Source organism: Nocardiopsis sp. NRRL B-16309, assembly GCF_001279585.1.
Classification (GTDB): Bacteria; Actinomycetota; Actinomycetes; order Streptosporangiales; family Streptosporangiaceae; genus Nocardiopsis.
This window is the reverse complement of the sequence record NZ_LGEC01000148.1, coordinates 1-24,562: the sequence shown is the minus strand read 5'-3', so window position 1 is coordinate 24,562 and position 24,562 is coordinate 1. Positions and strand designations below refer to the sequence as shown.

At 72.2% G+C, this 24,562-nt stretch carries 21 protein-coding genes; 18 read left to right on the top strand and 3 right to left on the bottom strand.

Annotated elements, in window-relative coordinates; all coding sequences use genetic code 11:
* Positions 1-118: 118 nt before the first annotated feature.
* Complete coding sequence (locus ADL05_RS28525; RefSeq protein WP_053620114.1) at positions 119-1,120, bottom strand: sugar isomerase; 1,002 nt, start codon at positions 1,118-1,120, stop codon at positions 119-121.
* A 147-nt stretch (positions 1,121-1,267) separates the two neighbouring features.
* Between ADL05_RS28525 and hisI the strand changes: the two genes are divergently transcribed.
* The 14 genes from hisI to ADL05_RS28455 all read left to right on the top strand — a co-directional run bounded on the left by hisI (position 1,268) and on the right by ADL05_RS28455 (position 13,304).
* Complete coding sequence (gene hisI, locus ADL05_RS28520) at positions 1,268-1,612, top strand: phosphoribosyl-AMP cyclohydrolase (protein WP_053620113.1); 345 nt, start codon at positions 1,268-1,270, stop codon at positions 1,610-1,612.
* 50 nt (positions 1,613-1,662) lie between these two features.
* Positions 1,663-2,319, top strand: coding sequence for a Trp biosynthesis-associated membrane protein (locus tag ADL05_RS28515; RefSeq protein WP_082376969.1), 657 nt, complete (start codon positions 1,663-1,665; stop codon positions 2,317-2,319).
* The gene (locus ADL05_RS28510) at positions 2,319-2,609 is read left to right on the top strand and encodes an HGxxPAAW family protein (protein ID WP_053620111.1); all 291 of its coding nucleotides are present in this window, start codon (positions 2,319-2,321) and stop codon (positions 2,607-2,609) included. The genes ADL05_RS28515 and ADL05_RS28510 overlap by 1 nt, the downstream gene beginning before the upstream one ends.
* A gap of 265 nt (positions 2,610-2,874) precedes the next feature.
* Entirely contained in the window at positions 2,875-3,237 is a 363-nt protein-coding gene (locus ADL05_RS28505) for a CD225/dispanin family protein (RefSeq protein WP_053620110.1), read from the top strand.
* Between the two features lie 95 nt (positions 3,238-3,332).
* The gene (locus tag ADL05_RS28500; RefSeq protein WP_231640939.1) at positions 3,333-3,848 is read left to right on the top strand and encodes a DUF2752 domain-containing protein; all 516 of its coding nucleotides are present in this window, start codon (positions 3,333-3,335) and stop codon (positions 3,846-3,848) included.
* A gap of 103 nt (positions 3,849-3,951) precedes the next feature.
* Positions 3,952-4,335: a CD225/dispanin family protein gene (locus tag ADL05_RS28495; RefSeq protein WP_053620109.1), complete on the top strand. Its 384-nt coding sequence runs from the start codon at positions 3,952-3,954 to the stop codon at positions 4,333-4,335.
* Positions 4,336-4,497: 162 nt separating this feature from the next.
* The gene (trpC, locus tag ADL05_RS28490; RefSeq protein ID WP_053620108.1) at positions 4,498-5,304 is read left to right on the top strand and encodes an indole-3-glycerol phosphate synthase TrpC; all 807 of its coding nucleotides are present in this window, start codon (positions 4,498-4,500) and stop codon (positions 5,302-5,304) included.
* A gap of 326 nt (positions 5,305-5,630) precedes the next feature.
* Positions 5,631-6,851, top strand: coding sequence for a tryptophan synthase subunit beta (trpB, locus tag ADL05_RS28485; protein WP_053620107.1), 1,221 nt, complete (start codon positions 5,631-5,633; stop codon positions 6,849-6,851).
* Entirely contained in the window at positions 6,848-7,657 is an 810-nt protein-coding gene (gene trpA / locus ADL05_RS28480) for a tryptophan synthase subunit alpha (protein ID WP_053620106.1), read from the top strand. The genes trpB and trpA overlap by 4 nt, the downstream gene beginning before the upstream one ends.
* 366 nt (positions 7,658-8,023) lie before the next feature.
* Entirely contained in the window at positions 8,024-8,533 is a 510-nt protein-coding gene (locus tag ADL05_RS28475; RefSeq protein ID WP_053620105.1) for a MauE/DoxX family redox-associated membrane protein, read from the top strand.
* Between the two features lie 56 nt (positions 8,534-8,589).
* Positions 8,590-9,579, top strand: a complete 990-nt coding sequence (locus ADL05_RS28470; protein WP_053620104.1) for a thioredoxin domain-containing protein — start codon at positions 8,590-8,592, stop codon at positions 9,577-9,579.
* A 43-nt stretch (positions 9,580-9,622) separates the two neighbouring features.
* Complete coding sequence (lgt, locus tag ADL05_RS28465; protein WP_053620103.1) at positions 9,623-10,735, top strand: prolipoprotein diacylglyceryl transferase; 1,113 nt, start codon at positions 9,623-9,625, stop codon at positions 10,733-10,735.
* A gap of 98 nt (positions 10,736-10,833) precedes the next feature.
* Positions 10,834-12,012 carry a hypothetical protein gene (locus ADL05_RS28460; protein WP_053620102.1) on the top strand — a complete coding sequence of 393 codons (1,179 nt, stop codon included), beginning with the start codon at positions 10,834-10,836 and terminating at the stop codon, positions 12,010-12,012.
* Between the two features lie 248 nt (positions 12,013-12,260).
* Positions 12,261-13,304, top strand: coding sequence for a hypothetical protein (locus ADL05_RS28455; protein ID WP_053620220.1), 1,044 nt, complete (start codon positions 12,261-12,263; stop codon positions 13,302-13,304).
* Between the two features lie 276 nt (positions 13,305-13,580).
* Here ADL05_RS28455 and ADL05_RS28450 read toward each other — a convergent pair whose 3' ends face one another.
* Positions 13,581-15,338, bottom strand: coding sequence for a bis-aminopropyl spermidine synthase family protein (locus tag ADL05_RS28450; protein ID WP_053620101.1), 1,758 nt, complete (start codon positions 15,336-15,338; stop codon positions 13,581-13,583).
* 574 nt (positions 15,339-15,912) lie between these two features.
* On the opposite strand from ADL05_RS28450, the gene gltB reads away from it, so the two are divergent.
* The 4 genes from gltB to ADL05_RS28430 all read left to right on the top strand — a co-directional run bounded on the left by gltB (position 15,913) and on the right by ADL05_RS28430 (position 23,780).
* On the top strand, positions 15,913-20,469 hold the full coding sequence (gene gltB, locus ADL05_RS28445) for a glutamate synthase large subunit (RefSeq protein WP_053620100.1): 4,557 nt from the start codon (positions 15,913-15,915) through the stop codon (positions 20,467-20,469).
* Positions 20,470-20,500: 31 nt separating this feature from the next.
* The gene (locus tag ADL05_RS28440; protein WP_053620099.1) at positions 20,501-21,955 is read left to right on the top strand and encodes a glutamate synthase subunit beta; all 1,455 of its coding nucleotides are present in this window, start codon (positions 20,501-20,503) and stop codon (positions 21,953-21,955) included.
* A 296-nt stretch (positions 21,956-22,251) separates the two neighbouring features.
* Positions 22,252-22,635 carry a DUF2784 domain-containing protein gene (locus ADL05_RS28435; RefSeq protein ID WP_053620098.1) on the top strand — a complete coding sequence of 128 codons (384 nt, stop codon included), beginning with the start codon at positions 22,252-22,254 and terminating at the stop codon, positions 22,633-22,635.
* Between the two features lie 251 nt (positions 22,636-22,886).
* On the top strand, positions 22,887-23,780 hold the full coding sequence (locus ADL05_RS28430; RefSeq protein ID WP_053620097.1) for a hypothetical protein: 894 nt from the start codon (positions 22,887-22,889) through the stop codon (positions 23,778-23,780).
* A 1-nt stretch (position 23,781) separates the two neighbouring features.
* Here ADL05_RS28430 and ADL05_RS28425 read toward each other — a convergent pair whose 3' ends face one another.
* Positions 23,782-24,432, bottom strand: a complete 651-nt coding sequence (locus tag ADL05_RS28425; protein WP_369801011.1) for a maleylpyruvate isomerase N-terminal domain-containing protein — start codon at positions 24,430-24,432, stop codon at positions 23,782-23,784.
* Positions 24,433-24,562 lie beyond the last annotated feature (130 nt).

Sequence of the window (24,562 nt, the reverse complement as noted above, 5' to 3'; positions counted from 1 at the left end):
CGGTGGGCCCGCCTGCGCTGGTGGGGGAGGCGCACCGGTCCGGGGCCCTGTGCGTGGGGGCCTTCCTCCGGTGGGCGCGGCCGGGCCGGTACCCGCAGGGCTTGGCCCGCCGTCCCCGTCAGCGCGGGGCGCCGTGCCACCAGTGGGCGGCCAGCAGTTCGGCCACGAGCGGCTCGACCAGCAGGCTCACGTCCGCGTCCCCGTCGCCCGGATAGCGCACCGTCAGCTCCGCCCCCGGCACGCGCTCGTGCCCGGGGGTGGGACCCACGGCCACGAACCGCCCCCGCAGCTGCCCCAGGTGCTCGGCGAAGCGCTCGTCGTAGGCCGACCCCGCGAACAGCAGCGCGCGGTAGTCCGTCACCGCCGCCAGGTACCGGTCGGTGTGCGACCACTCCCCGGTCTCGCACACGTGCGCCACCCGAACCGGCCCCCGCCGTACGATCTGCGCCCCCTGCCACGCCGACGCCAGCCGCTCCGCCGGCGCCACCATGTGCACCCCGTGCGGGGAGTCCAGGACCCGGGCCGCCTCGGGCACCCACTCGGGGGCGCTCTTCAGCAGCGACCCCGTCGCGTTGGCCGCCCGCAGCAGCAGACCCGGCAGGTTCTGCGCGCTCCCGGACGCCGGAGCGCCCAGCCGGTGCCCCAACAGCAGCAGCAGGGCCATCGCGTGCTGGTAGGCGCGGCATCCCAGCCCGCTGGCCTCCTCGCCGGCGTGCAACGGCACCAGCAGGTCCGCGTAGCGCGTGACGACGGCATCCGGGTCGGGCGTCAGCACGATCACCGGCGAGCGGGCCACGTAGCGGTCGAGCACCGTGCACAGTTCGCGCTGGCCACCGCCCAGGGACACCCCCACCACCAGCGTCTCCGGGCCGGCCGGGGGCTCCTCCGCCGAGGAGGAGAAGTCGGCGCCGGCGCCCACGCCCGCGCGGCGCAGCCGGGCGGCGGCCGTCTCGCACAGGTGGCGGGCCGGCCCCAGCCCCAGCAGGCGCACGGACGCGGGCTCGTCGTCCAGCAGCGCGGGCAGCGCCGCGAAGGGGTCCCAGCGCGGGAAGCGCCTGGACAGGGCGGTCAGCGCCGCGGGCATGCCGGAGAGGTCGGCGGACAGGGACTCGGCGGTCAAGGAACTCCCCACTCCCGTGTGTGCCCCGCGGGCGGCGAGGCGTCGGACGCACGAACTGTAGCCGGACACGGCGCTTCCCACCGACAGCGCCGGCGCCCGACACCGCCCCGGTGCCGGGCGCTCGCGCGTCGGCCATAATCTGGGGGCATGAGCCTCACCAGCCTCGACCCGGGCATCGCCGCACGGCTGAAACGGAACCCCGACGGACTCGTCCCCGCCATCGTGCAGCAGCACGACAGCGGCGAGGTCCTGATGCTCGCGTGGATGGACGACGAGGCCCTGCACCGCACCCTGACCACGGGCGCGGCCACGTACTGGTCCCGCAGCCGGGGAGAGTACTGGGTCAAGGGGGCCACCTCCGGAAACACCCAGCGTGTGGTGTCGGTCGCACTCGACTGCGACGGCGACACGCTGCTCGTCCGTGTCGACCAGCACGGAGCCGCCTGCCACACCGGCGACCACACGTGCTTCGACGCGGGACGGCTGCTGTGAGTTCCGACCGCGCCCGCGACCGCCGCGAATACGGGATCACCACCCTGGCCATGGTCGCCGGGGCGGCGCTGCTGCTGGCCGCGGCCGGACGCCACTGGGTCACCGGCGTACTGGACGTGCCCGGACCCGTCGCGCCGACGGCGATCGACCTCACCGGTGCCGACCTGACCGGCACGCCCACCGGCGTCGGCTGGGCCGGGCTGGCCGCGGTCGCGGGGCTCTACGCCGCGCGCGGCTGGGTCCGCCGCGCCATCGGACTGCTCACCGCGGCCGGCGGCGTGCTCGTGCTCGCCTCGGTGTGGAGCGCCACACGGCCCGGTGTGCTCGCCGACACGGTCGCCTCGCACGCCGCCGCCTCCGGCGGCACCGCCCAGGTCGCCGCCGAACCGGATCTGGCCGCGCTCGGCCCGGCCATGGCCGCGGCGGGCGCCCTGGCCCTGCTCCTGAGCGGCCTGCTGGCGACCGTACGCTCCCCCGCGTGGCCGGGGATGGGCACCAGGTACGATCGGGACGCCGCACCGCGACAGCACCAGGCGGAGACACCTTCCGACCTGTGGAGATCCCTGGACGCCGGTGACGACCCCACACTCGACGCCCCCGGGCGCGGCGACGGGCGCGCCGACGGCGCGGACCGCACCGCACCCGAGGGTGGCACCGCCACCGCTCCGCTGGCACGACGGCCAGCCGAACCGAAGGAGAACAGCTGATGGCCGACGGACACCACGAAGAGCACGAAGACCACGGCAACACCCTGTCCGCGTGGTTCCTCACCGCGTCCTGGCTGATCGTGTGGTCCGTCGGCGGCGTCGCCATCATCGCGGGCGGCGACTTCCTGCTGTGGACCGGTCTGACCCTCGGCGTCAGCGTGGTGTGCGCGGTGATCGCCGGGGTCATGAAGAAGGCGGGCCTGGGCCGCAAGGAGCCGCGCCCGGTGCCGCCCACGCGCGAGGAGTGGGAGGCGGCCCGTGCGTCCTCCGTCACCGCGGGCCAGGCCTGACGCCACCGTCCTCCTGTGACGTTTGCCCAGCTCGCAACGACTGGGTAACGGAAAATGGACGAAGGTCGCATAGGGCGGGTAGATTCTCTCCACCGGTCCTGTCCGCCGCGTATGTTTCAGCAGATGGATGTCTCGCCGATCTGGCATCATTCGTTACTGCCCGCGGCTCTCGTCCGGTGACCCAGCCCTGCCCCGTGTTGGGTCGGTGTGCGTTCCGTACGCCGCGTGCAAACCCCTTGTCCCTTTCAGGAAAGTTGTTCCGATCATGAGCTATGGTCCCCCGCCCCCCGGCAACCCCCCGCCCCCCGGTGGCGGCTACGGCGGCCCGCCCTCCGGCGGCTACGGTGCCCCCATGGGCGGCGGAACCCCGCCCGACAATGGTCTGACCTGGGCCATCGTCGCCATCTTCTGCTGCTGGCCCTTCGCCATCCCGGCCATCATCAACGCCACCAAGGTCAACGACCTGTGGAACCGGGGCGACCAGGCCGGTGCCATGGAGGCGCAGGCCCAGGCCAAGAAGTTCACCAAGCTCGCCTTCATCCTCGGCGGCATCGCGTACGTACTGCTCATCGCCTTCTACGTGCTGATGTTCATCGTCGCCGCCGCGAGCACCCCGACCTACTACTAGTCGTCGGACCCCCGGCGCGCAGGCGCCCTCCTCTGCCCCCGTACGCCCACGGCGTCCGGGGGCAGAACCCTCTCCCACCCCGTAGGCTGGTCGACGTGCACCCACCCCACACCCACCAGAGCGAATCCGACCCCCCGGAAGCGCCGACGGCCGCCCCGTCGTGGACCGACCGGCTCCGGCAGCGGGTCGACGCCCTGCCCCCGGTCGTGTGGCCGGCCGGGCTCGGCGCGCTCGGACTCCTGGGTGCCACACTCCTGCACTTCGTGGACCCCAACGAGCCCGGCAACTACCCCACGTGCCCGTGGCTGCTGCTCACCGGGACCTTCTGCCCCGGCTGCGGCACCATGCGCGCCATCGCGCTCACCACGCACCTGGACATCACCGGCGCCCTGAGCATGAACCCCCTGCTGTTCCTGCTGGCCCCCTACATCCTGTGGGCCTACACGCGCTGGTTCTCGTGGACGATCCGGCCTCCGAAGACGCCGCCGAAGCTCACACCCGGCTGGTTCCTGTGGGGCATGCTGATCGTCATCAACGCGTACTGGCTGCTGCGCAACCTGCCCTGGTTCTCGTTCCTCGCGCCCGGCGTGCCCCTGCTTCCCGGCTGGTGACCGCATCTTCCCCGCGCCGGTCCTCCGGCACACCGAACCGTGACACCCCCGTGTACGTCCCAGTTGTGGACACAACTCCTCACTCCTCCCGGAAGGCAGATTCATGAGCTACGGACACCAGGGCCCATCCGGTGGTTACGGCACCGGCGGCTACGGTCCGCCCCCCGGCGGCTACGGCCAAGGCCCCGGTTACGGTCAGGTCCCGCCCGCCGGCGGCCCGCCCAAGAACTACATGGTGCACAACATCCTGGGCATCCTCAGCTGCACCGTGATCGGCATCATCGGGCTGATCTTCTCCCTCCAGGTCAGCAGCAAGTGGGAGATGGGCGACTACGCCGGCGCCGAGTCCGCGGCCAAGACCGCCAAGATCATGGGGATCATCGGCCTGGTCAGCTTCATCCTGATGATCGTCTTCGTCGTGCTGTACATCCTGTTCTTCGTGGTGCTGGTCGGGCTCATGGCCACCGCCCCGACGACCACCTACTGACGGACCCGCGGGTGGGGGCGGCGCCCCCACCGGCCGGGTGGGTGGATACGATGACGAGCACACGGTGTGTCGGCGGCTCAACCGAAGCCCGCCGCGCGCGGACACCGCCCCAGACGGGTCCGACCACCGTGACCGGCCAATTCACGTAGGGAGCGGTAACTGGTGAGCGTGCTCGACGAGATCCTCGACGGGGTACGCGCCGACCTGGCGGAGCGGGAGGCCGAACTCCCGCTGGACCGCCTCAAGGCCCTGGCCGAGTCGGTGCCCACCCCCAAGGACGCCGAAGCCGCGCTGCGCCGCCCCGGAGTCCACGTGATCGCCGAGGTCAAGCGCGCCAGCCCCTCCAAGGGGCCGCTGGCCTCGATCGGCGACCCGGCCGCCCTCGCCCGCGACTACGAGGCCGGCGGAGCCGCCTGGATCAGCGTCCTGACCGAACAGCGGCGCTTCAAGGGCAGCCTCGCCGACCTCGAAGCGGTCCACAAGGCGGTCGACACGCCGCTGCTGCGCAAGGACTTCGTGGTCAGCTCCTACCAGCTGTGGGAGGCCCGCGTCTTCGGGGCCTCCGCGATCCTGCTCATCGTCGCGGCCCTGCCCCAGGAGGCGCTGGTCTCCCTGGTCGAGCGCGCCCGCTCCCTGGGACTGACCCCGCTCGTGGAGGTCCACGACGAGGACGAGGTCGACCGCGCCCTGGAGGCCGGAGCGACCGTGGTGGGCGTCAACGCCCGCAACCTCAAGACCCTGGAGGTCGACCGGGACACGTTCGCCCGGCTCGCCCCCCGCATCCCCGCCGACTGTGTCAAGATCGCAGAATCGGGGATCCGCGGCCCGCACGACCTGCTGGCCTACGCCGGCGCCGGCGCCGGCGCCGTCCTCGTCGGGGAGAGCCTGGTCCGCGGACGGAACCCGCGCGAGGCCGTGGCCGACCTGGTGACCGCGGGCGCCCACCCCGCGCTGCGCGACAGGAACTGAGGACCGGGATGGGAACGACGACAGCGGTGACCGACCGGACACGTCCGGGCCGCCGATGGCGATGGTCCTAGAGCACGTTCCGCGCGGGTTCCCCGTACCTCGTCGCTCCCAGGGCCCGTCTCGTACCGAGCACACCCTGCGGCGACGACCCAGCAGCACGTCCGCCGCGTTCCCACCGGCCCGCGGCGAACAGCATCCACGGCACACGCCACGCCCCAGCCCGACCGCGCCGCCCGAGCCCGGTGGCGCGCGGACGGCCGACCCGCGCGGCCCGCGGCCACGCCCGGGACGCCACCGCGGTCGGCCCCGTCTGTAGGAGACTTCGCATGAGCAACACCCCGCCGGTGCCGGACGCGCACGGGCACTACGGCCGCTTCGGGGGCCGGTTCGCCCCCGAGGCCCTCATCGCCGCCCTCGACGAGGTCGAGGCCGAGTGGGAGAAGGCCCGCCAGGACCCCGCCTACCAGGCCGAACTCGACGACCTGCTGCGCACCTACACCGGGCGCCCCAGCGCCCTCACCGACGCGCGCAACTTCTCCGAGCACTGCGGCGGGGCACGCGTCCTGCTCAAGCGCGAGGACCTCAACCACACCGGCTCGCACAAGATCAACAACGTGCTCGGCCAGGCCCTGCTCACCAAGCGCATGGGCAAGACCCGCGTGATCGCCGAGACCGGGGCCGGGCAGCACGGCGTGGCCACCGCCACCGCCTGCGCGCTCATGGGCCTGGACTGCGTGATCTACATGGGCGAGGAGGACACCCGCCGCCAGGCGCTCAACGTCGCCCGCATGCGCATGCTCGGCGCCGAGGTCGTGCCCGTCACCATCGGCAGCCGCACCCTCAAGGACGCCATCAACGAGGCGTTCCGCGACTGGGTCGCCAACGTCGACCACACGCACTACCTCTTCGGCACCGTCGCGGGCCCGCACCCCTTCCCCAAACTCGTGCGCGACCTGCACTACGTCGTGGGCGCCGAGGCCCGCGACCAGGTCCGGGCCCTCACCGGGCGCCTGCCCGACGCCGTCGCCGCGTGCGTGGGCGGCGGCTCCAACGCCATCGCGATCTTCGCGGCGTTCATCCCCGACGAGGGCGTCGCCCTGTACGGCTTCGAGGCCGGGGGAGAGGGGCCCTCGCGCACCGCCGCCTCCATCACCGCGGGCAGCCCCGGCGTCTTCCACGGCGCCCGCACCTACCTGCTCCAGGACGAGTACGGGCAGACCCTGCCCAGCCACTCCATCTCCGCCGGACTCGACTACCCGGCGGTGGGCCCCGAACACGCCTACCTCGCCGACACCGGGCGCGCCCACTACGAGCCCATCACCGACGCCGAGGCCATGGAGGCCTTCCGGCTGCTGTGCCGCACCGAGGGCATCATCCCCGCCATCGAGAGCGCCCACGCCCTGGCCGGAGCCCGCAAGCTCGGCGAGCGCCTGGGCCCCGACGCCGTCATCCTGGTGAACCTCTCCGGGCGCGGCGACAAGGACGTCGACACCGCGGCCGCCTACTTCGGCCTCATGGACTCGGACCCGGAAGGACAGGCGCGATGACCGCCACCACGCTGCAGACCACGCTGGCCGAGACCCGGGCGGCCGGCCGCGCCGCCCTCATCGGCTACCTGCCCGCCGGGTTCCCCGACGTGGAGTCCTCCGTCAAGGTCGTGGAGGCCATGGTCGAGGGCGGCTGCGACGTCGTCGAGGTCGGCCTGCCCTACTCCGACCCCATGATGGACGGCCCCACCATCCAGCGCGCCGCCGACCGCGCACTGGCCGCCGGGACCACCACCGACGACGTGTTCCGCGTGGTCGAGGCGACCGCCGCCACCGGCGCCGCCGCGGTGGTCATGTCCTACTGGAACCCGATCGAGCGCTACGGGGTCGGCCGGTTCGCCGACCGGCTGGCCAAGGCGGGCGGGGCCGGGGTGATCACCCCCGACCTCATCCCCGAGGAGTCCCAGGAGTGGGTCGAGGCCTCCACGGCCGCCGGACTGGACCGGATCTTCCTCGTGGCGCCCTCCTCCACCGACCGCAGGCTCGCGCTGACCACCGACGCCTGCTCGGGCTTCGTCTACGCGGCCTCCCTCATGGGGGTCACCGGCACCCGCGCGCAGGTCGCCGACACCGCCGAGACCCTGGTGCGCCGGGTACGGGAGACCACCGCCGACTCCGGCCTGCCGATCTGCGTGGGCCTGGGCATCTCCACCGCCGCCCAGGCCGCCGAGGTCGCCGCCTACGCCGACGGCGTCATCGTCGGTGCCGGGTTCTGCCAGCGGGTCCTGGACGCCCCCGACCTGGAGACCGCGCTGACCGCCGTCCGCTCCTTCGCCCAGGAGCTCGCGGCGGGCGTGCGCCGCTGACCGCACGCGCATCCACACCACGGTGGCCGCTCCCTCGGGGGCGGCCACCGTTGTCGTGTGGCGCTCCCGGGCGCGCTCCTGTCGCGGGCACCTCCGGGCCCGCACCGGAACCCGGGCAAGAAAGCGGTAAAGAAGGTGAGAATCCCGTGAGATCCTACCCGCCGCCTCCGATTCGGCCACCGTGGGGACCGGATCGATGGTGGTATGGAAACGGCGCGCGGCGGGAGCCTCCGGACGCGTCCGGGGCCCGCCATCCGAGTGCCACCGGGGCGCTGCGACCAGTAGTATCTGGACCACTACCCTGAGCGATGCCACCGGTGTCCTCAGCGTCGCCCCCGACCCGACCCACTCCGCGAAGGCCCCACGATGGACACCGCAGACGACACCACCGCGCCACCCGCGTCCCCCACACGCTGGCCGGCCGTCCAGCCCTGGATCACGCTCGCCTGCCGTCTCGGGCTCGCCGGCGTGCTGCTCTACGCGGCCGTGTCCAAGTACCCGCCCGCCCTGTCGATCCAGGCGGTGGAGGCCTACGACCTCTTCCCGGTCGAGATCGCCGAACTCATCGGCTACACCCTCCCGCTCTTCGAGATCGCCCTGGCCCTGCTCCTGCTGGTCGGGCTGGCCACCCGCTTCACCGGGGCCGTCAGCGCCCTGCTCATGATCGCGTTCATCGCCGGCATCGTCTCGGCCATGGCCCGCGGCCTGAGCATCGACTGCGGCTGCTTCGGCGGCGGGGGACAGGTCGACCCCGGCGAGACCAGCTACGGGCTGTCCATCGCCCGCGACATCGGCTTCGCCGCACTGGGCGCCTTCATCGCGATCTGGCCCCGCTCACCCTTCGCCGTCGACCGCGCCCTCGGCCTGTTCCGCTGAGACCGCGCGCCGAACGGCGACCGACCGACACCGCACGTCCAGAAACCGAGGAAAGCATGGGGAGTGAAGCGCGCAAGCGCTCGCGCGAAAGGCTCAAGGAGCAGAGGGCGAAGGAGAAGCGCGCCGCGCAGCGCAAGAAGACCCTCCTCGTCGTCGGCGTGGCCGCCATCGTCGTGGTGCTCATCGTCGGCGTCGGCTACGCCGTCCTGACCGCCGACCGGCGCGACAGCGGATTCGAGGGCGCCCTGCCGCCGCAGGTCCTGCAGGAGGACGGCAGCGTCGTCCTGGCCGAGGAGGGCGTGGAGGCCCCGGTCGTGGAGGTCTACGCCGACTACCAGTGCCCCGCCTGCCGCCAGTTCGAGCTGCTCAACGGGGACACCCTCAAGGAGAGCGCCGCCGAGGGCGAGGCCATCGTCCACTACCGCCCGGTCAGCATCTTCGCCCAGCAGCCGGCGCCCATCAGCAGCAACTCCCTGCGGGCCGGAGCCGCCGCCCGGGCCGCCGCCGACGCCGGGGTGTTCGTCCAGTACAACGACCTGCTGTTCGAGAACCAGCCCGCCGAGGGACAGGAGGGCTTCACCGTCGCCGAGCTCCAGGAGTGGTTCCGCGAGGCCGGAGGCACCGAGGAGGAGGCCGAGACCTTCGACGCCCGCGTCGAGGAGGAGGCCGAGGTCGTCGAGCGGTTCACCCAGGACTACCTGCCCGCACTGACCGAGTCCGCCGCCGAGGAGATCGGCGAGGACACCCTGGGCACCATGGTCCTGTCCGACCTCATCTCCTGGGGCGCCGACCACGGGCACGACCCCTCCTTCCTGGAGGGCACCTACACGGGCGAGATCATCGATGCCACGGGGACGATCTACACTCGCTACAGCGGAGACAACATGTTCCGCGGAACCCCCGCCGTCTACATCAACGGCGAGCTGCTCTCCAATGACACCGCCATGACGGTCAGGGGCCTGACCCAGGCGATCGCCGAGGCGGACGCCGGCGAGGTCCAGACCGAGCCGCTGGGCGACGGGGGCGAAGCGGACACATCCCAGTAGCCACCCCCGCACGCGGGGCGAACCTGAGAGCAGAGCAGTGACTGTGTCGTCGACAGCTTCCGAGGGCGCGGCCGAGTACGGCCGCGCCCTCGCGGCCATTCCCAGCCCCGAGATCAGCTCGATCCCGATCGGACCCCTGGAGATCCACTTCTACGCCCTGTGCATCCTCGCCGGGGTCATCGTGGCGGTGTTCTGGAGTGAACGCCGCTGGGCCCGCATGGGGGGTGAGAGCGGCACCATCATGGACATGGCCGTGTGGGCCGTGATCCTCGGCCTGATCGGCGGCCGCCTCTACCACGTCATCAGCGACGCCCAGCTCTACTTCGGGCCCGGCCGCGAACCCATCCGCGCCCTGTACGTGTGGGAGGGCGGCCTGGGCATCTGGGGCGCCGTCCCGCTGGGCGCCGTGGGCGTGTGGATCGTCGCGCGCAAGCGCGGCCTGTCCATGTCCAAGCTCTCCTTCGCGATCGCGCCCACCATCCCGCTCGCCCAGGCCATCGGCCGCTGGGGCAACTACTTCAACCAGGAGCTCTTCGGCGCCCCCACCGACCTGCCCTGGGCCCTGCGCATCAACCCCTACCCCGAGGGCGGCCTGCGCCAGGGCATGATCCCCGGCGAGACCCTGTACCACCCCACCTTCCTCTACGAGTCCCTGTGGTGCCTGGGCCTGGCCGTCCTGCTGGCCTACCTCGGCCGCCGCTACGAGGAGCGCCTCGCGGGCGGACGACTGTTCGCGCTCTACGTCATGGGCTACTGTGTGGGCCGGTTCTGGATCGAGTACCTGCGGATCGACCCGGCCAACGACTTCTTCGGCCTGCGCCTGAACAACTGGACCTCCATCGCGGTCTTCCTGGGCGCCCTGGTCTACTTCGTGTGGGCGGGCCGCCGGCTGGACCGGTTCTCCTCCGCGGTCGTCCCGCACGGGCACGACGCCGGAACCCAGGTGTTCGGTCCCACACCCGAGAGTGATGTCGCTGACGACAGCACCGTCTACAGCGCCGTGGACGCCGAGGATTCGGAGATCGGAACACGGAACGGCAGTTCAGAGGGGGCGGGGACGGAATACCACCCGAGCCCTGAGCGATCTAGTACCGAGAGCTCCACCGAGAGCGCATCCGAGGACACGGGCACCGACTCCGGGACCAAGCCCGAGTAGCGCAGGGGAACCATCTGGACCTGCGGCCGTGTCCGGCCACACCCAGCGGTGCTCCCCGCACCTTCGAGCAGACCCCGGGTTGACGATTGAGAAAGACCGTGAGCAGAGCTGAGTCCCGGTCCGGGCGCAGAGGTCGGCGCGGCGGTACACGCCGCGCCGACCGGGCCTACGACCGCCCCGACGACCTCGGGCCCGACACGGGCACCGACGGCTACGACCCCGAGGAGGACTTCTCCGCGGAGTACGGCCACACCCACACCCGTGCCGACGAGTCCGAGCGCTACGACGAGGGCCCCGACGACCAGGCACAGGACGAGGCCCGCGACGACGGCGCCGGCGGCGAGCCCCGGCGCAGGGGATCGAGGCGCGCCTCCCGGCGCCGCCGCGGCGGCTCACGCGCCCCCTCGGCCGTGGGACGCGGCGGTGTGGGCAAGGTCTCGGCCTTCTCCGCCTCCGCCATCAAGAAGGTCTCCGTCCTGGGCGACCGGCCCAACCAGATCGTGTACACGCTGGCCGAGCAGAGCAAGCGCAAGCGCGGCACCGCCGCCCTGGGCGTGCTGCTGGGCGCCTTCGGCGTCGCCCTGGTCGCCCTGCTCGGACTGCTGGTCTTCCAGCTGACGACCACCTCCGACGGCGTGATCGAGGGCGGTGACCAGGCCGTCGTCATCCCGCCCGACGGGCACGGCACCCTCACTCCGGATCTGTACCTGTCCGAGGGCAACCGCGACGACGTCTTCGGAGCCATCAACGAGCGCCCCGAGGGGCACGAGCCGATGACCGAGGACGCCGTGTTCGGCCCGGTCGAGGAGATCGAGCTGGACGGCATGTCCCTCGAACTCCAGGACAGCTCGGTGACCGACTCCTGCACCTCCATGGTGTGGGGCGAGGACCTGGGCCAGAGCCTGGTCGACGGCAACTGCGTCAACGCCGCGAACGGTGTCTACACCGACTCCGGCGGAGAGTACGTCGCCCAGGTCTCGCTGTTCGACCTGGCCAACAGCGACGCGGCCGCGGACGTGGCCGCCGTTCTGGACCCGAGCAACCCCGAGCACAGCGCCGGATTCGTGCTCTCGCAGACCGGTGACGTGCAGGCTCTGCAAGAGGGCTACAGCCAGGCCAGCACCCAGGTCATGGGCCACTACCTGGCCGTGTTCTGGGTCGCCCGCACCGACGGCTCCGACCCCGGCGACGACTCCGACATGGCGACGCTGAGCGTGGCGTCCATGAACGCCGTGCGCTACGTCTACGACGAGGTCGTGGAGGCCGACCGGGACTAGGCCAGCCCGGGGCCCGAGCACCGCCCGCCATCGCCCACGGGGCGCATGGCGGGCGCTGTGTTTCCACCCGGCGCGGAGCCCTGGGCTCCATCCTCGTCCTGGCGCCCTCGGGGGCCCCGATAGGATCTCGGACAGATCGACCCATCCGCCAGGGTCGTGCGGAGGCCGGGCCAGGCCCGCCTCCCGCCCGAGCGAACACGGGCCGGTCCGCGATCACGCGGACGGCCCGCCCCGAGGAAAGGTCCATGGTGTCCCCTTCCGAACCGCCGGCGTCCGGCTCCGTGGGACGTCGCAGGAAAGTCAGCGAACCCGGCGCTGCGGCCCCCGTCGAGGACGACGGCCGGTCCCGGCGGTCGGGAGGACGGCGCCGCGCCGGAGGCCGCAGGAAGCAGGAGGCACGGCGCGGCCGGCCCCTGCTCTTCGCCCTCGTGGGCGTGCTGGTCGTCGCGCTGATCGGCGTCGGAGTCGTCTTCTACCTGCGATCCGGTTCCCAGGAGGGCGGATCCGCGCCCGTCCAGGCGCGCCCGGCCGCCTACCAGGTCGTCGACAGCGGCGAGATGAACACCGTCCTGGCCTCCCGTGAGGACGACTCACGGGTCCTGAACGAAGGCGAGTTGTTCGAGCGCAACAACGCCGAGATCTCCAGCCAGAGCCTGGAGTTCACGCTGCGCGACTCCGACCTGGTCGAGGACTGCTCACAGGCCGTGTGGGGCCAGGACGTCCGGGACGCCCTCGCCGCGGCCGACTGCGCGCAGGCGGGCCGTGCCACCTACGTCTCCGACACCTACTTCGGCGTGGCCGCCGTGTTCAACCTCGGCGACGTCGAGGGCAGCCGTGCCGTCGCCGCCGCGATGGCCGAACCCGAGGACGCCGAGGGCGGGGAAGAGGACGAGGACGCCGCGGCGGCGCCCGCGACGGGGTTCGTCGTGCCGCCCTCGGGCCAGGACCCCTTCAACCGGCTCGGTGAGGGCTACAGCGCCGCCGACGCCATCATCAGCGGCCACTACCTCGTGGTCGTGTGGGTGCAGCCGACCGGTTCTGAGTCGGTCGAGGACCGGGTCAGCCTGTCCAGCCCGCTGGTCGCGCTGGCCAACTTCCGCGACCCGCTCTACCGGCGCATGGTGAACCTGCGCGAGGAGGAGCCCGGGGGGAGCACCGACGGGACCGGGACCACGGACGGCACGACCGACGGCACCGGGACCACGGACGGGACCGGTACCACCGACGGGACGGGCACCACCGACGGCACCGGGACCACGGACGGCACCACCGGCACGACCGGCACCGACTAGGGAGTCTTTTTTCCAGGCTTTCGGGTGAGCGAGCGGTCGCCAGGCCATCTCTCGCAAGGATGTGCGAAGTTCAGCCTGGTTGTGCTTCACGAGCGCAGAGGCGCGGCGAGAGGCAGCCTGGCGGCCGCGAGCCCGGAATGCTGCAAAAAACACGACCCAGGGAACTCCCGCGGCCGCCGACCCGCACGGGTCGGCGGCCGCAGCCGTGCGCGGACCCAGGGAACGGCTCCGGAGCGGACCCGCCGCGCAGCGGGGCGAGTGTCCGCGGAACACGCCCTACGCCTCTCCGATCTCCGCCAGCAGGCCCTGGGCCACCCCGCGCAGCTCGGCGAACCGGTGCTCGGGCAGGTCGAGCAGGCTGTGCCCCGCCACCCACCCCGGCGCCGACGCCACCGCGTGCCGCGCCGTGCGCTTGTTCACCGGCCGCCCCAGCCACGCCGACACCTCGACCAGGCCGCCCCGCAGCGTGGACGTCAGCGTCCCGTGCGCCCGCCCCTTCACGTGGGCCAGCAGCCGGTCGACCGCCGACGCGGTGTCGGACTCCGGTCCCCGCAGGAGCCGGACCGCGGTCAGATCCGACCGGCCGAAGCCGCGCAGGAACCGCACCCCGAAGCGCGGCTCCAGCATCGCGCGCAGCGCGCGCTGGCCCGCCTCGTCCCGGACGCACGCCGCGGCGGAGGGCACCAGCACGTACACCGTGTCGGTGGTGGCGGCCAGCGCCGCGCGCGCCGCCAGCCGCTCCCAGCCACCGGTGAGGTTGACCACGGCGAACCCCGCCGCCGGGGCGGGGGAGTCCATCCACGTCGAGAGCCGGACCCTGCCTCCGCGCGTCACCTCGGCGGGCCACTCGCCCACCAGCGTCGGCTCCCCGGCGACGGAGGCACCGCCCTGGTCCTCGACCGCCCTGGCGGCCACGCCCAGCGCGGCCTCGGCGTCCAGTCCGCCCCTGGCCTCCTTGGCGTTGACGCCCTGGCTGTACACGCGCGCGGCCTCGTCCGTGCCGCCGGGAGGCGTGCGCGAGAGCGGGCGCAGCACGTACAGGTCCGAGGCGGCACCGATCGACTCGGCCGCCTGGTAGCGGTTGAAGTCCGGCCACATCGACTCCACCAGCAGGTCCATGCGCAGCAGCCGGGCCTGCGTCGTCGCGGCCAGGCGCGGGGTGGCCTCGCTCGCGCCGTAGGCCACCAGGACCCGGCCCCTGCGGGGGTCGGCCATGCCCTCCAGCCCCCGCCGTACGAACAGCTCCACCCCGTCGGGGGTGTAGGGCGGATCGGTGAACACCACGTCGGCCACGCCCCGGACCGTCGAGGGCAGCCCCAGCCGGAGGTCGGCCGCGTGCGTGCGCACCGGCAGCCCCAGCGAGGCCGACAGCGCGTCGATGTGCGCCAGGACGCGCTCGTCGACGTCCACGACCACCGTGCGGGCACTGGGGCACACCAGGGCCAGGGCCACCGACGTCAGGTCGTGGTCGCCCACGCACAGCACCGTGCGATCGGACAGGTCGAAGCGGGTGGTCAGGAACAGGGCGCGGCGCAGCGCGGTGTCGGCGGTCGCGGTGACGTGGTCCAGGTCCAGGTCCGACTCGGGGCCCTCGACGACCGCGCGGGCCAGTTCGGCCGCGTTGCGGGCGTGCCGCGGCACCATGTGGGCCACCGGGTCGGCCAGGTCGTCGAGCGAGGCGCCGCGGTAGTCGGCGGGCCGGACCAGCCGGACGCGCCCCTGGCCCTCACCGCCCTCGGTGACCAGCTCACCGGCCTCGTCCAACCCGCGCAGCAGACCCGCCACGACCGAGTGCGCCACAGCGCTGGCGCGCACGAGGTCGTTGGCGCTCCACCAGCGCCCGTCGGACAGCAGGGCCAGCACGCGGCGCGGGCGCGGGGCGTCCACGCCGTGCGCGTACAGCAGCCGGTAGGCCGCCTCGGGCAGCGGCGGGGCGGGCGCGGGCAGCGGCGGTGCCGTGGCATCCGCCGGGAGGTCGTCTGTGCGCGCGGCGCCGGAGCCGGCGGCGCCGGGAGAAGTCGGGTGTCCTGCCATGCGACGATCGTCCCACGTTCGCGCCGGTTCACCGGCGCCCTGGTCAGACGCGCGGCGAAGGATGAGGGGGATATCACCCCCGCACAGTCTTCGTCCCCACTTGGGTGGGGCGTTAACAGCGGGGTAATGTGTGGTCAGGGTCCTCGGCGTCCGCATGCCCAGGTTGAGGTCACCGCCTCCGGGCGGAGTCTTGATCCACTTTGGGAGGTTTACCGGGGTTCCCTCGTGGAAAAACCGGCAAAGCCAGCTTTCATCGGACACACCCGTCCGAGAGAGACCGTGTCACCTCCACGAGGCGGCACACCGCGTGACCAACGACGTAGCGCGCGGCCGCACTTGGTCTAGACCTGCGATTCGCATCGCCGCTGGACCAGCATGTATAAGAGAACCTGCCCCAACGAGGGCGACCCGGCCGACACCGACGCCACGAGGACGTGGACACACGCGGTGACGGACAGGCGCCCGCCACAGGGGACCACCGCCCTCACAGGCGGCACAACTCGATCACGCAGCAGGGCCAATGTCGTCCCGGATGCGCTTTTCACGAAGCCGACGAAAGACGACAGGAGGGTAGATGCCTGCTGCTCAGGTGCGGCGTTCGTCCGTCCGAACGAACGCGGAAACCACTTCCCAGGGCCTGTACGACCCCGCCTTTGAGCACGACGCCTGCGGTGTGGGCTTCGTCGCCGACCTCACTGGACGTCGCAGCCACGACATCGTCGAGAAGGCGCTCACGGTCCTCCGCAACCTCGACCACCGCGGAGCCTCCGGAGCCGACCCCGACGACGGCGACGGCGCGGGCATCCTCACCCAGATCCCGCACGAGCTCTACACCGAGGTCTGCGACTTCACGCTCCCCGAGGCCGGCGCCTACGCCACCGGTATCGCCTTCCTGCCCTCCGACGCGGCCGAGCGCACCGCCGCCGTCGCGGCCATCGACGCCATCGCCGCCGACGAGGGCCTGACCGTCCTCGGCTGGCGCGAACTGCCCTTCGAGCCCCAGTACAGCGGCCCCGCCGCCCGGCAGGCCATGCCCTACTTCGGGCAGCTCTTCATCACAGGCACCCCGGGCACCGCCACCGAAGGCCTCACCGGCATCGCCCTGGAGCGCTACGCCTACTGCGTCCGCAAGCGCGCCGAGCACGAGACCGACGTCTACTTCCCGAGCCTGTCCCCGCGCACCATCGCCTACAAGGGCATGCTCACCACCCCGCAGCTGGAGCCGTTCTTCCCCGACCTGTCCGACCGGCGCTACGCCTCCGGCCTGGCCCTGGTCCACTCCCGGTTCTCCACCAACACGTTCCCGTCCTGGCCCCTGGCCCACCCGTTCCGCTACGTCGCGCACAACGGCGAGATCAACACGGTCAAGGGCAACCGGAACATGATGCGGGCCCGCGAGGCCAAGCTCGCCACCGACCTCATCCCCGGCGACCTCGACCGCATCTTCCCGATCGTCGACCCCGACGACTCCGACACCGCGTCCTTCGACGACGCCCTGGAGCTCCTGCACCTGGGCGGACGCTCCCTGCCGCACGCGGTGCTCATGATGATCCCCGAGCCGTGGGAGAACCACACCGAGATGGACCCGGCCGTCCGGGCCTTCTACGAGTACCACTCCACGCTCATGGAGCCCTGGGACGGACCCGCCTCGGTGTCCTTCACCGACGGCACCCTCGTCGGCGCCGTCCTGGACCGCAACGGCCTGCGCCCCGGGCGCTACTGGGTCACCGAGGACGGCCTCGTCGTCCTGGCCAGCGAGGCCGGCGTGCTCGACATCGACCCCGCCGCCATCGTGCGCAAGGGACGCCTCCAGCCCGGCCGCATCTTCGTCGTCGACACCGCCCAGGGGCGGATCATCGAGGACGAGGAGATCAAGGCCGAACTCGCCGCCGAACACCCCTACCAGGAGTGGATCGACAACGGCGTCCTGCGCCTGGCCGACCTGCCCGACGCCGACCCCGCCCCGGTCGCCGAACTCAACCTCGCCCAGCAGGTGTTCGGCTACACCGAGGAGGAACTGCGGATCATCCTCACACCGATGGCCCGCACCGGCGCCGAGCCCATCGGCTCCATGGGCACCGACACCCCGGTCGCCGCGCTCTCCGACCGCTCACGCCAGCTCTTCGACTACTTCTCGCAGAACTTCGCGCAGGTCACCAACCCGCCGCTGGACGCCATCCGCGAGGAGATGGTCACCAGCCTGTCCACCCTGCTCGGCGCCGAGCACAACATCCTCGACGCCGCGCCCGGTGACACCCAGCGCCTCGTCCTGCCCACCCCCGTCGTGGACCAGGCCGAACTCGCCGCCATCGTCGCGGCCGGCCGCACCAACCCGGCGCTGAAGACCTTCACCGTCGACGGCACCTACCCCGTCGACGGCGGCGGCGACGCCCTCGCCGCCCGCCTGGAGGAACTCAACGACGAGGTCTCGGCCGCCATCGCCGACGGCGCCCACATCCTCGTGCTCAGCGACCGCCGGGCCGGCGCCACCCGCGCCCCCATCCCGTCGCTGCTGCTCACCGGCTCCGTCCACCACCACCTGGTACGCGAGAAGACCCGCACCGAGGTCGGCCTGCTCGTCGAGGCCGCCGACGTACGCGAGTGCCACCACGTCGCCCTCCTGGTCGGCTACGGCGCCTCCGCGGTCAACCCGTACCTGGCCCTGGCCACCGTGCGCGACCTGGTCGAGCGCGGCACCATCGGCGGCATCGACGCCGACACCGCCGTGCGCAACACCGTCAAGGCCTACGGCAAGAGCGTCCTGAAGATCATGTCGAAGATCGGCGTGTCCACGGTCAGCTCCTACACCGGCGCCCAGATCTTCGAGGCCCTCGGACTGGGCCAGGAGGTCATCGACCGCTGCTTCACCGGCACCACCTCACGCCTGGGCGGCGTCGGCTTCGACGTCCTCGCCGAAGAGGTCGCCATCCGCCACCGCCGCGCCCACACCGCCAACCCCAACGCGCACCGGCGCCTGGAGGTCGGCGGCGAGTACCAGTGGCGCCGCGAGGGCGAACCGCACCTGTTCAGCCCCGAGACCGTCTTCAAGCTCCAGCACTCCACCCGCACCCGCGCCTACGAGATCTTCAAGGAGTACACCTCCAAGGTCGACGACCAGGCCGAGGAGCTCATGACCCTGCGCGGGCTCTTCCGCCTCAAGGAGGGCGTGCGCGAACCGATCCCCGTCGACGAGGTCGAACCCGTCTCCGAGATCGTCAAGCGCTTCTCCACGGGCGCCATGTCCTACGGCTCCATCTCCGCCGAGGCACACGAGACCCTGGCCATCGCGATGAACCGCCTCGGCGGCAAGTCCAACACCGGCGAGGGCGGCGAGGACCCGGCCCGCTTCACCCCGGACGCCAACGGCGACCTGCGCCGCAGCGCCATCAAGCAGGTCGCCTCCGGCCGCTTCGGCGTCACCTCGCACTACCTCAGCAACGCCGACGACATCCAGATCAAGATGGCCCAGGGCGCCAAGCCCGGCGAGGGCGGCCAGCTGCCCGGCCACAAGGTCTACCCGTGGGTCGCCCGGACCCGCCACTCCACGCCCGGCGTCGGGCTCATCTCCCCGCCGCCGCACCACGACATCTACTCCATCGAGGACCTCGCCCAGCTCATCCACGACCTCAAGAACGCGAATCCGTCCGCGCGGATCCACGTCAAGCTGGTCTCCGAGGCCGGAGTGGGCACCGTCGCCGCCGGCGTGTCCAAGGCCCACGCCGACGTCGTCCTCATCTCCGGCCACGACGGCGGCACCGGCGCCTCGCCGCTGAACTCGCTCAAGCACGCGGGCACCCCCTGGGAGCTCGGCCTCGCCGAGACCCAGCAGACCCTGCTGCTCAACGGCCTGCGCGACCGCATCGTCGTCCAGACCGACGGCCAGATGAAGACCGGCCGCGACGTCGTCATCGCCGCCCTGCTGGGCGCCGAGGAGTTCGGCTTCGCCACCGCGCCCCTGGTCGTCTCCGGCTGCGTCATGATGCGCGTGTGCCACCTGGACACCTGCCCGGTCGGCGTCGCCACCCAGAACCCCGCCCTGCGCGAACGGTTCTCCGGCAAGGCCGAGTACGTCGTGAACTTCTTCGAGTTCATCGCCCAGGAGGTCCGCGAGTACCTCGCCCAGCTCGGCTTCCGCAGCATCGACGAGGCCATCGGCGCCGTCGACCTGCTCGACACCACCGACGCCGTCCAGCACTGGAAGGCCCAGGGCCTGGACCTGAGCCCCATCCTGCACGAGGTCGAGCCGTGGGGCGGCGACCACCGCTCCCACACCCGCGCCCAGGACCACGGCCTGGAGAAGGCCCTGGACAACACCCTCATCCAGCTCAGCGAGGGTGCCCTGGACTTCGGCCAGCCGGTCAGGCTCGAACTGCCCGTGCGCAACGTCAACCGCACCGTCGGCACCATGCTCGGACACGAGGTCACCAAGCGCTACGGCGCCGACGGCCTGCCCGACGACACCATCGACGTCAGCTTCACCGGCTCCGCCGGACAGTCCTTCGGAGCGTTCGTCCCCAGGGGCGTCACCCTCCGGCTGACCGGCGACGCCAACGACTACGTCGGCAAGGGCCTCTCCGGCGGCCGCCTCGTCGTACGGCCCCACGCCGACTCGCGACTCGTCGCCGAGGACCACATCATCGCGGGCAACGTCATCGGCTACGGCGCCACCTCCGGAGAGATCTTCCTCCGCGGCGTCGTCGGCGAACGCTTCTGCGTCCGCAACTCCGGTGCGCTCGCCGTCGTCGAGGGCATCGGCGACCACGGCTGCGAATACATGACCGGCGGCCGCGCCGTCGTCCTCGGACGCACCGGACGCAACTTCGCGGCCGGCATGTCCGGCGGCGTCGCCTACGTCCTGGACCTGGACGCCCACCGCGTCAACGGCGAGATGGTCGAGATCGAGGCCCTCACCGACGAGGACCGGGCGTTCCTGACCGACGTCCTGACCCGCCACCACGCCGAGACCGGCTCCGCCGTCGCCGAACGCCTCCTGGCCGCCGGCGACAGCGGACTCGACCGGATCAGCCGGGTCATGCCGCGCGACTACAAGCGCGTCCTGCTCGCCCAGGCCGAGGCCGAGCGCGAGGGCCGCGACGTCAACGAGGCCGTCATGGCCTCCGCGCAGTCCTGAGCGTCAGCGAACACGAGAGGAGGAAGAACACATGGCTGACCCCAAGGGTTTCCTGAAGATCACGGAGCGCGAGCTCCCGGCACACCGCCCCGTCGACGTGCGCATCCAGGACTGGCGCGAGGTCCACGAGGACTTCGACCGAGGAACCGTCACCAAGCAGGCCTCGCGCTGCATGGACTGCGGCATCCCCTTCTGCCACAACGGATGCCCGCTCGGCAACCTCATCCCCGAGTGGAACAACCTCGTCTACACCCACGACTGGGCCGAGGCGATCGAACGGCTGCACGCCACCAACAACTTCCCGGAGTTCACCGGACGGCTCTGCCCCGCCCCCTGTGAATCCGCGTGCGTGCTCGGCATCAACCAGCCCGCCGTCACCATCAAGAACGTCGAGGTCTCCATCATCGACCGCGCGTGGGAGGAAGGCTGGGTCAAGCCCCTGCCGCCCGCCACCCGCACCGGTCGGAAGGTCGCCGTCGTCGGATCCGGCCCCGCCGGACTCGCCGCCGCCCAGCAGCTCACCCGAGCCGGGCACGACGTCACCGTCTACGAGCGCGCCGACCGCATCGGCGGCCTGCTCCGCTACGGCATCCCCGAGTTCAAGATGGAGAAGCGGCACATCGACCGCCGCCTCGCCCAGATGACCGCCGAGGGCACCACCTTCCGCACCGGCGTCAACATCGGCGTCGACATCACCGTCGACCAGCTGCGCGCCGACCACGACGCCGTCGTCCTCACCGGCGGAGCCACCGCCTGGCGCGACCTGCCCGCCACCGGCCGCGAACTCAAGGGCATCTACCAGGCCATGGAGTACCTGCCCCTGGCCAACAGGGTGCAGGAGGGCGACATCGAACGCGCCCCCATCCACGCCGAGGGCAAGCACGTCGTCGTCATCGGCGGCGGCGACACCGGCGCCGACTGCGTGGGCACCGCCCACCGCCAGGGGGCCGCCTCCGTCACCCAGCTCGAGATCATGCCCAAGCCTCCCAAGGAGCGCCCCGACCACCAGCCGTGGCCCACCATGCCCATGCTGTACAAGGTCACCAGCGCCCACGAGGAGGGCGGCAAGCGGATCTACTCCGTCAACACCCTGGAGTTCCTCGGCGACGAGGACGGCAACGTGCGCGCCCTCAAGCTCGTCGAGGTCAAGCGCACCGACAAGGGCTTCGAACCCGTCGAGGGCACCGAACGCGAGATCCCCGCCGACCTCGTCACCCTCGCCATGGGCTTCGTCGGCCCCCAGAAGGAGGGCATGATCGAGGCGCTCGGCGTCGACCTCGACGGCCGCGGCAACGTCCAGCGCGACGCCGACTACCACACCAGCGTCGACGGCGTCTTCTGCGCCGGCGACATGGGCCGCGGCCAGTCGCTGATCGTGTGGGCCATCGCCGAGGGCCGCTCCGCCGCCGCCGGCGTGGACCGCTACCTCAGCGAGGACACCACCCTGCCCGTGGCCATCCCGCCGACCGAGCGCCCGCTCGTCTAGGACGGCCGCAGGACAGAAGGACAGAAGGACAGCAGGACAGCAGGACCGCGGAAACGCGGAAACGCGGAAAACGCGCCGGGCGCGGGGGACCACCCCCGCGCCCGGCGCCGTCCCACCCGCGCCACCGGCCGGACACCCACGGCGACGTTGCCCACCCGTGACCCCGCCGTGTCGGCCACCCCACCTCCACCGCCCACCATGGACACCGCGGACGGACCGCCACACGTGGCGGCCCGCGCCGACCCGAACCTCCCCGCGCCCCCGGGCCCACCACCCCCCACCCCGGGAAAGGCACCATGCTCTACCGCATCATCGGCGAAGCCGCCATGGTCGCCCACGCGGCCTTCATCCTCTACATGGCCATCGGCGGCTTCCTCGCCTGGAAATGGCCCCGCACCTTCTGGATCCACCTCGGCTGCGCCCTCTACGGCCTCAGCATCAGCGTCGTCGGCTGGATCTGCCCCCTCACCCACGTCGAGAACTGGGGCCGTGAGCGGGCCGGACAGGCCGGACTCCCCGACGAGGGCTTCATCGACCACTACCTCACCGGCGTCATCTACCCCCAGGAACACCTCGTCACCGTGCAGGCCGGCGTCGGCGCCGTCGTCATCGCCTCCTGGACCGGCCTGGCCCTGCTCACCCTCCGCCGACGACGCGCCAGGGACCACGCGCCCGCCTGAGGCGCCGCCCCGCGCTTGCGGAGAGGCGCCACACCCCGCGCCCAAGGGCCGAACCCCCCGCGCCCAAGGGCCGAACCCCCCGCGCCCAAGGGGCCGAGCCTCCACACCCCGCGCCCCGGCCCCGCGCCACACCCACCACGGCCGACACCGCCGCCACGCCCGCCCGAACCAGGCGTAAAAATCGCGAATGGATTGACCCACAAGCCGTACGCCCCGCCGACCGACGGTCGTACGGTCGAACCATGACAGTCGTGACCTGGGACTCAGTCCGCGCCGCGGAACACTTCACCATGCGCAACGCCCGGCTGATCGACCGGCAGCGCTTCGCCCACCTCTTCCAGAACGGCCCCACCCACCCCGTCCGCTCGGCCCTGGCCGCCTACCGCAACCTCGACGGCGGCTACGGCAACGGACTCGACCCCGACCTGCGCGGCCACGCCAGCCAACCCCTCGCCATCGAGACCGCCCTGCGCTACCTCGACGAACTCGGTCCCATCCCCCACGACATCGGCCAGGGCGTCTGCCGGTACCTCTCCGGCGTCAGCCAACCCGACGGAGGCGTCCCACCCGTCCTGCCCACCGTCCGCCACACCGAAGCCGCCCCCTGGTGGCGCCACACCACCGACTTCAGCGCCCGCCTGGACACCACCGCCCACATCACCGGCCTGCTCCACAAGGGCCGCGTCACCCACCCCTGGCGCGACACCGCCACCGCCTACTGCTGGAAGCACATCGACACCCTCGCCTGGACCAACGGCCACGAAGCCGTCGGACTCTGCACCTTCCTCCAGCACGTCGACGACCGCCAACGGGCCATCCAGGCCATCAACCGGCTCTCCACCAAACTCCGCGCCGTCATCGACGTCCGCCTGCACGACCACGGCAGGGCCCACACACCACTCGACCTGGCCACCAACCCCCAGCACATCGCCAGGCCGCTCTTCACCGACACCGAGATCGAACGCAACCTCGACCTCTTCGAGAAGCAGCAGCGCCCCGACGGCGGCTGGGACGCCAACTGGGAACACTGGGACGCCACCGCCACCGCCGAACGCGAAGGCATGCGCACCATCCAGCGCCTCGGCATCCTGCGCGCCTACGGACGCGTCAGCGGCTACCTGCCCCAACCGCGCCGCGACGCCTGACTCACCCCAGAGCCGGCCACCACACCCCCGCCGCCACCAGCGCGTCCCGGTCCACCACAGGACCCCCGCGCCCCGTCACCGCGCGCACCGCCGCCACCGACCCAGCACCGCCGTCCGCCGCGCCCGGCAACACCGCCTCCACCGCCACCATGTCGGCGCCCCCGAACACCAACCCCGTCACCACACCCAACCCCTCACGCGAACACCACGGCTCCCGACCCAGCGCGTCCGCCAGGTCCAACCCGTGCACCAACGCCTCCACCACCCGCGTCACCAGGAAATCCGTCAACCGCATCGGATCACCGTGCCGCGTCACCACCACCCGGCCGCCCTCCTCGGACGCCAACCGCGCCAGGAGCGGACGCCACCGCTCCCGCAGCACCCGCCCCGGCTCACCCGCGTCCGCACGCCGCTCCGCCGCCACCAGCGCCGAACGCACCCGCTCACCGTTCACCTCCGGCGAGAACCGCACATCCGGCGCGTAGTACCCCGCCGCCGACACCAACCCCACCCCCGGCCCCGGCGGCGCCTCCTCCAACATCAACCCCACCCGCAGCAACGCCCCCACCGTGTGCACCGACAACGCCGCCACATCCCACGGAGCACACCGCGAAGGCAACACCGCCTCCGCCTCCGACAACCCCGACAACACCCCCTCCAGCGCCGCCGACTCCGCCCGCAACGCCGCCACCACCTCGCCGTGACCCGACACCGCACACCCCCACGACACACCCGACACCGACGACCGCACCCTACGGAACCGCCCCCCACCACCCCCCGAC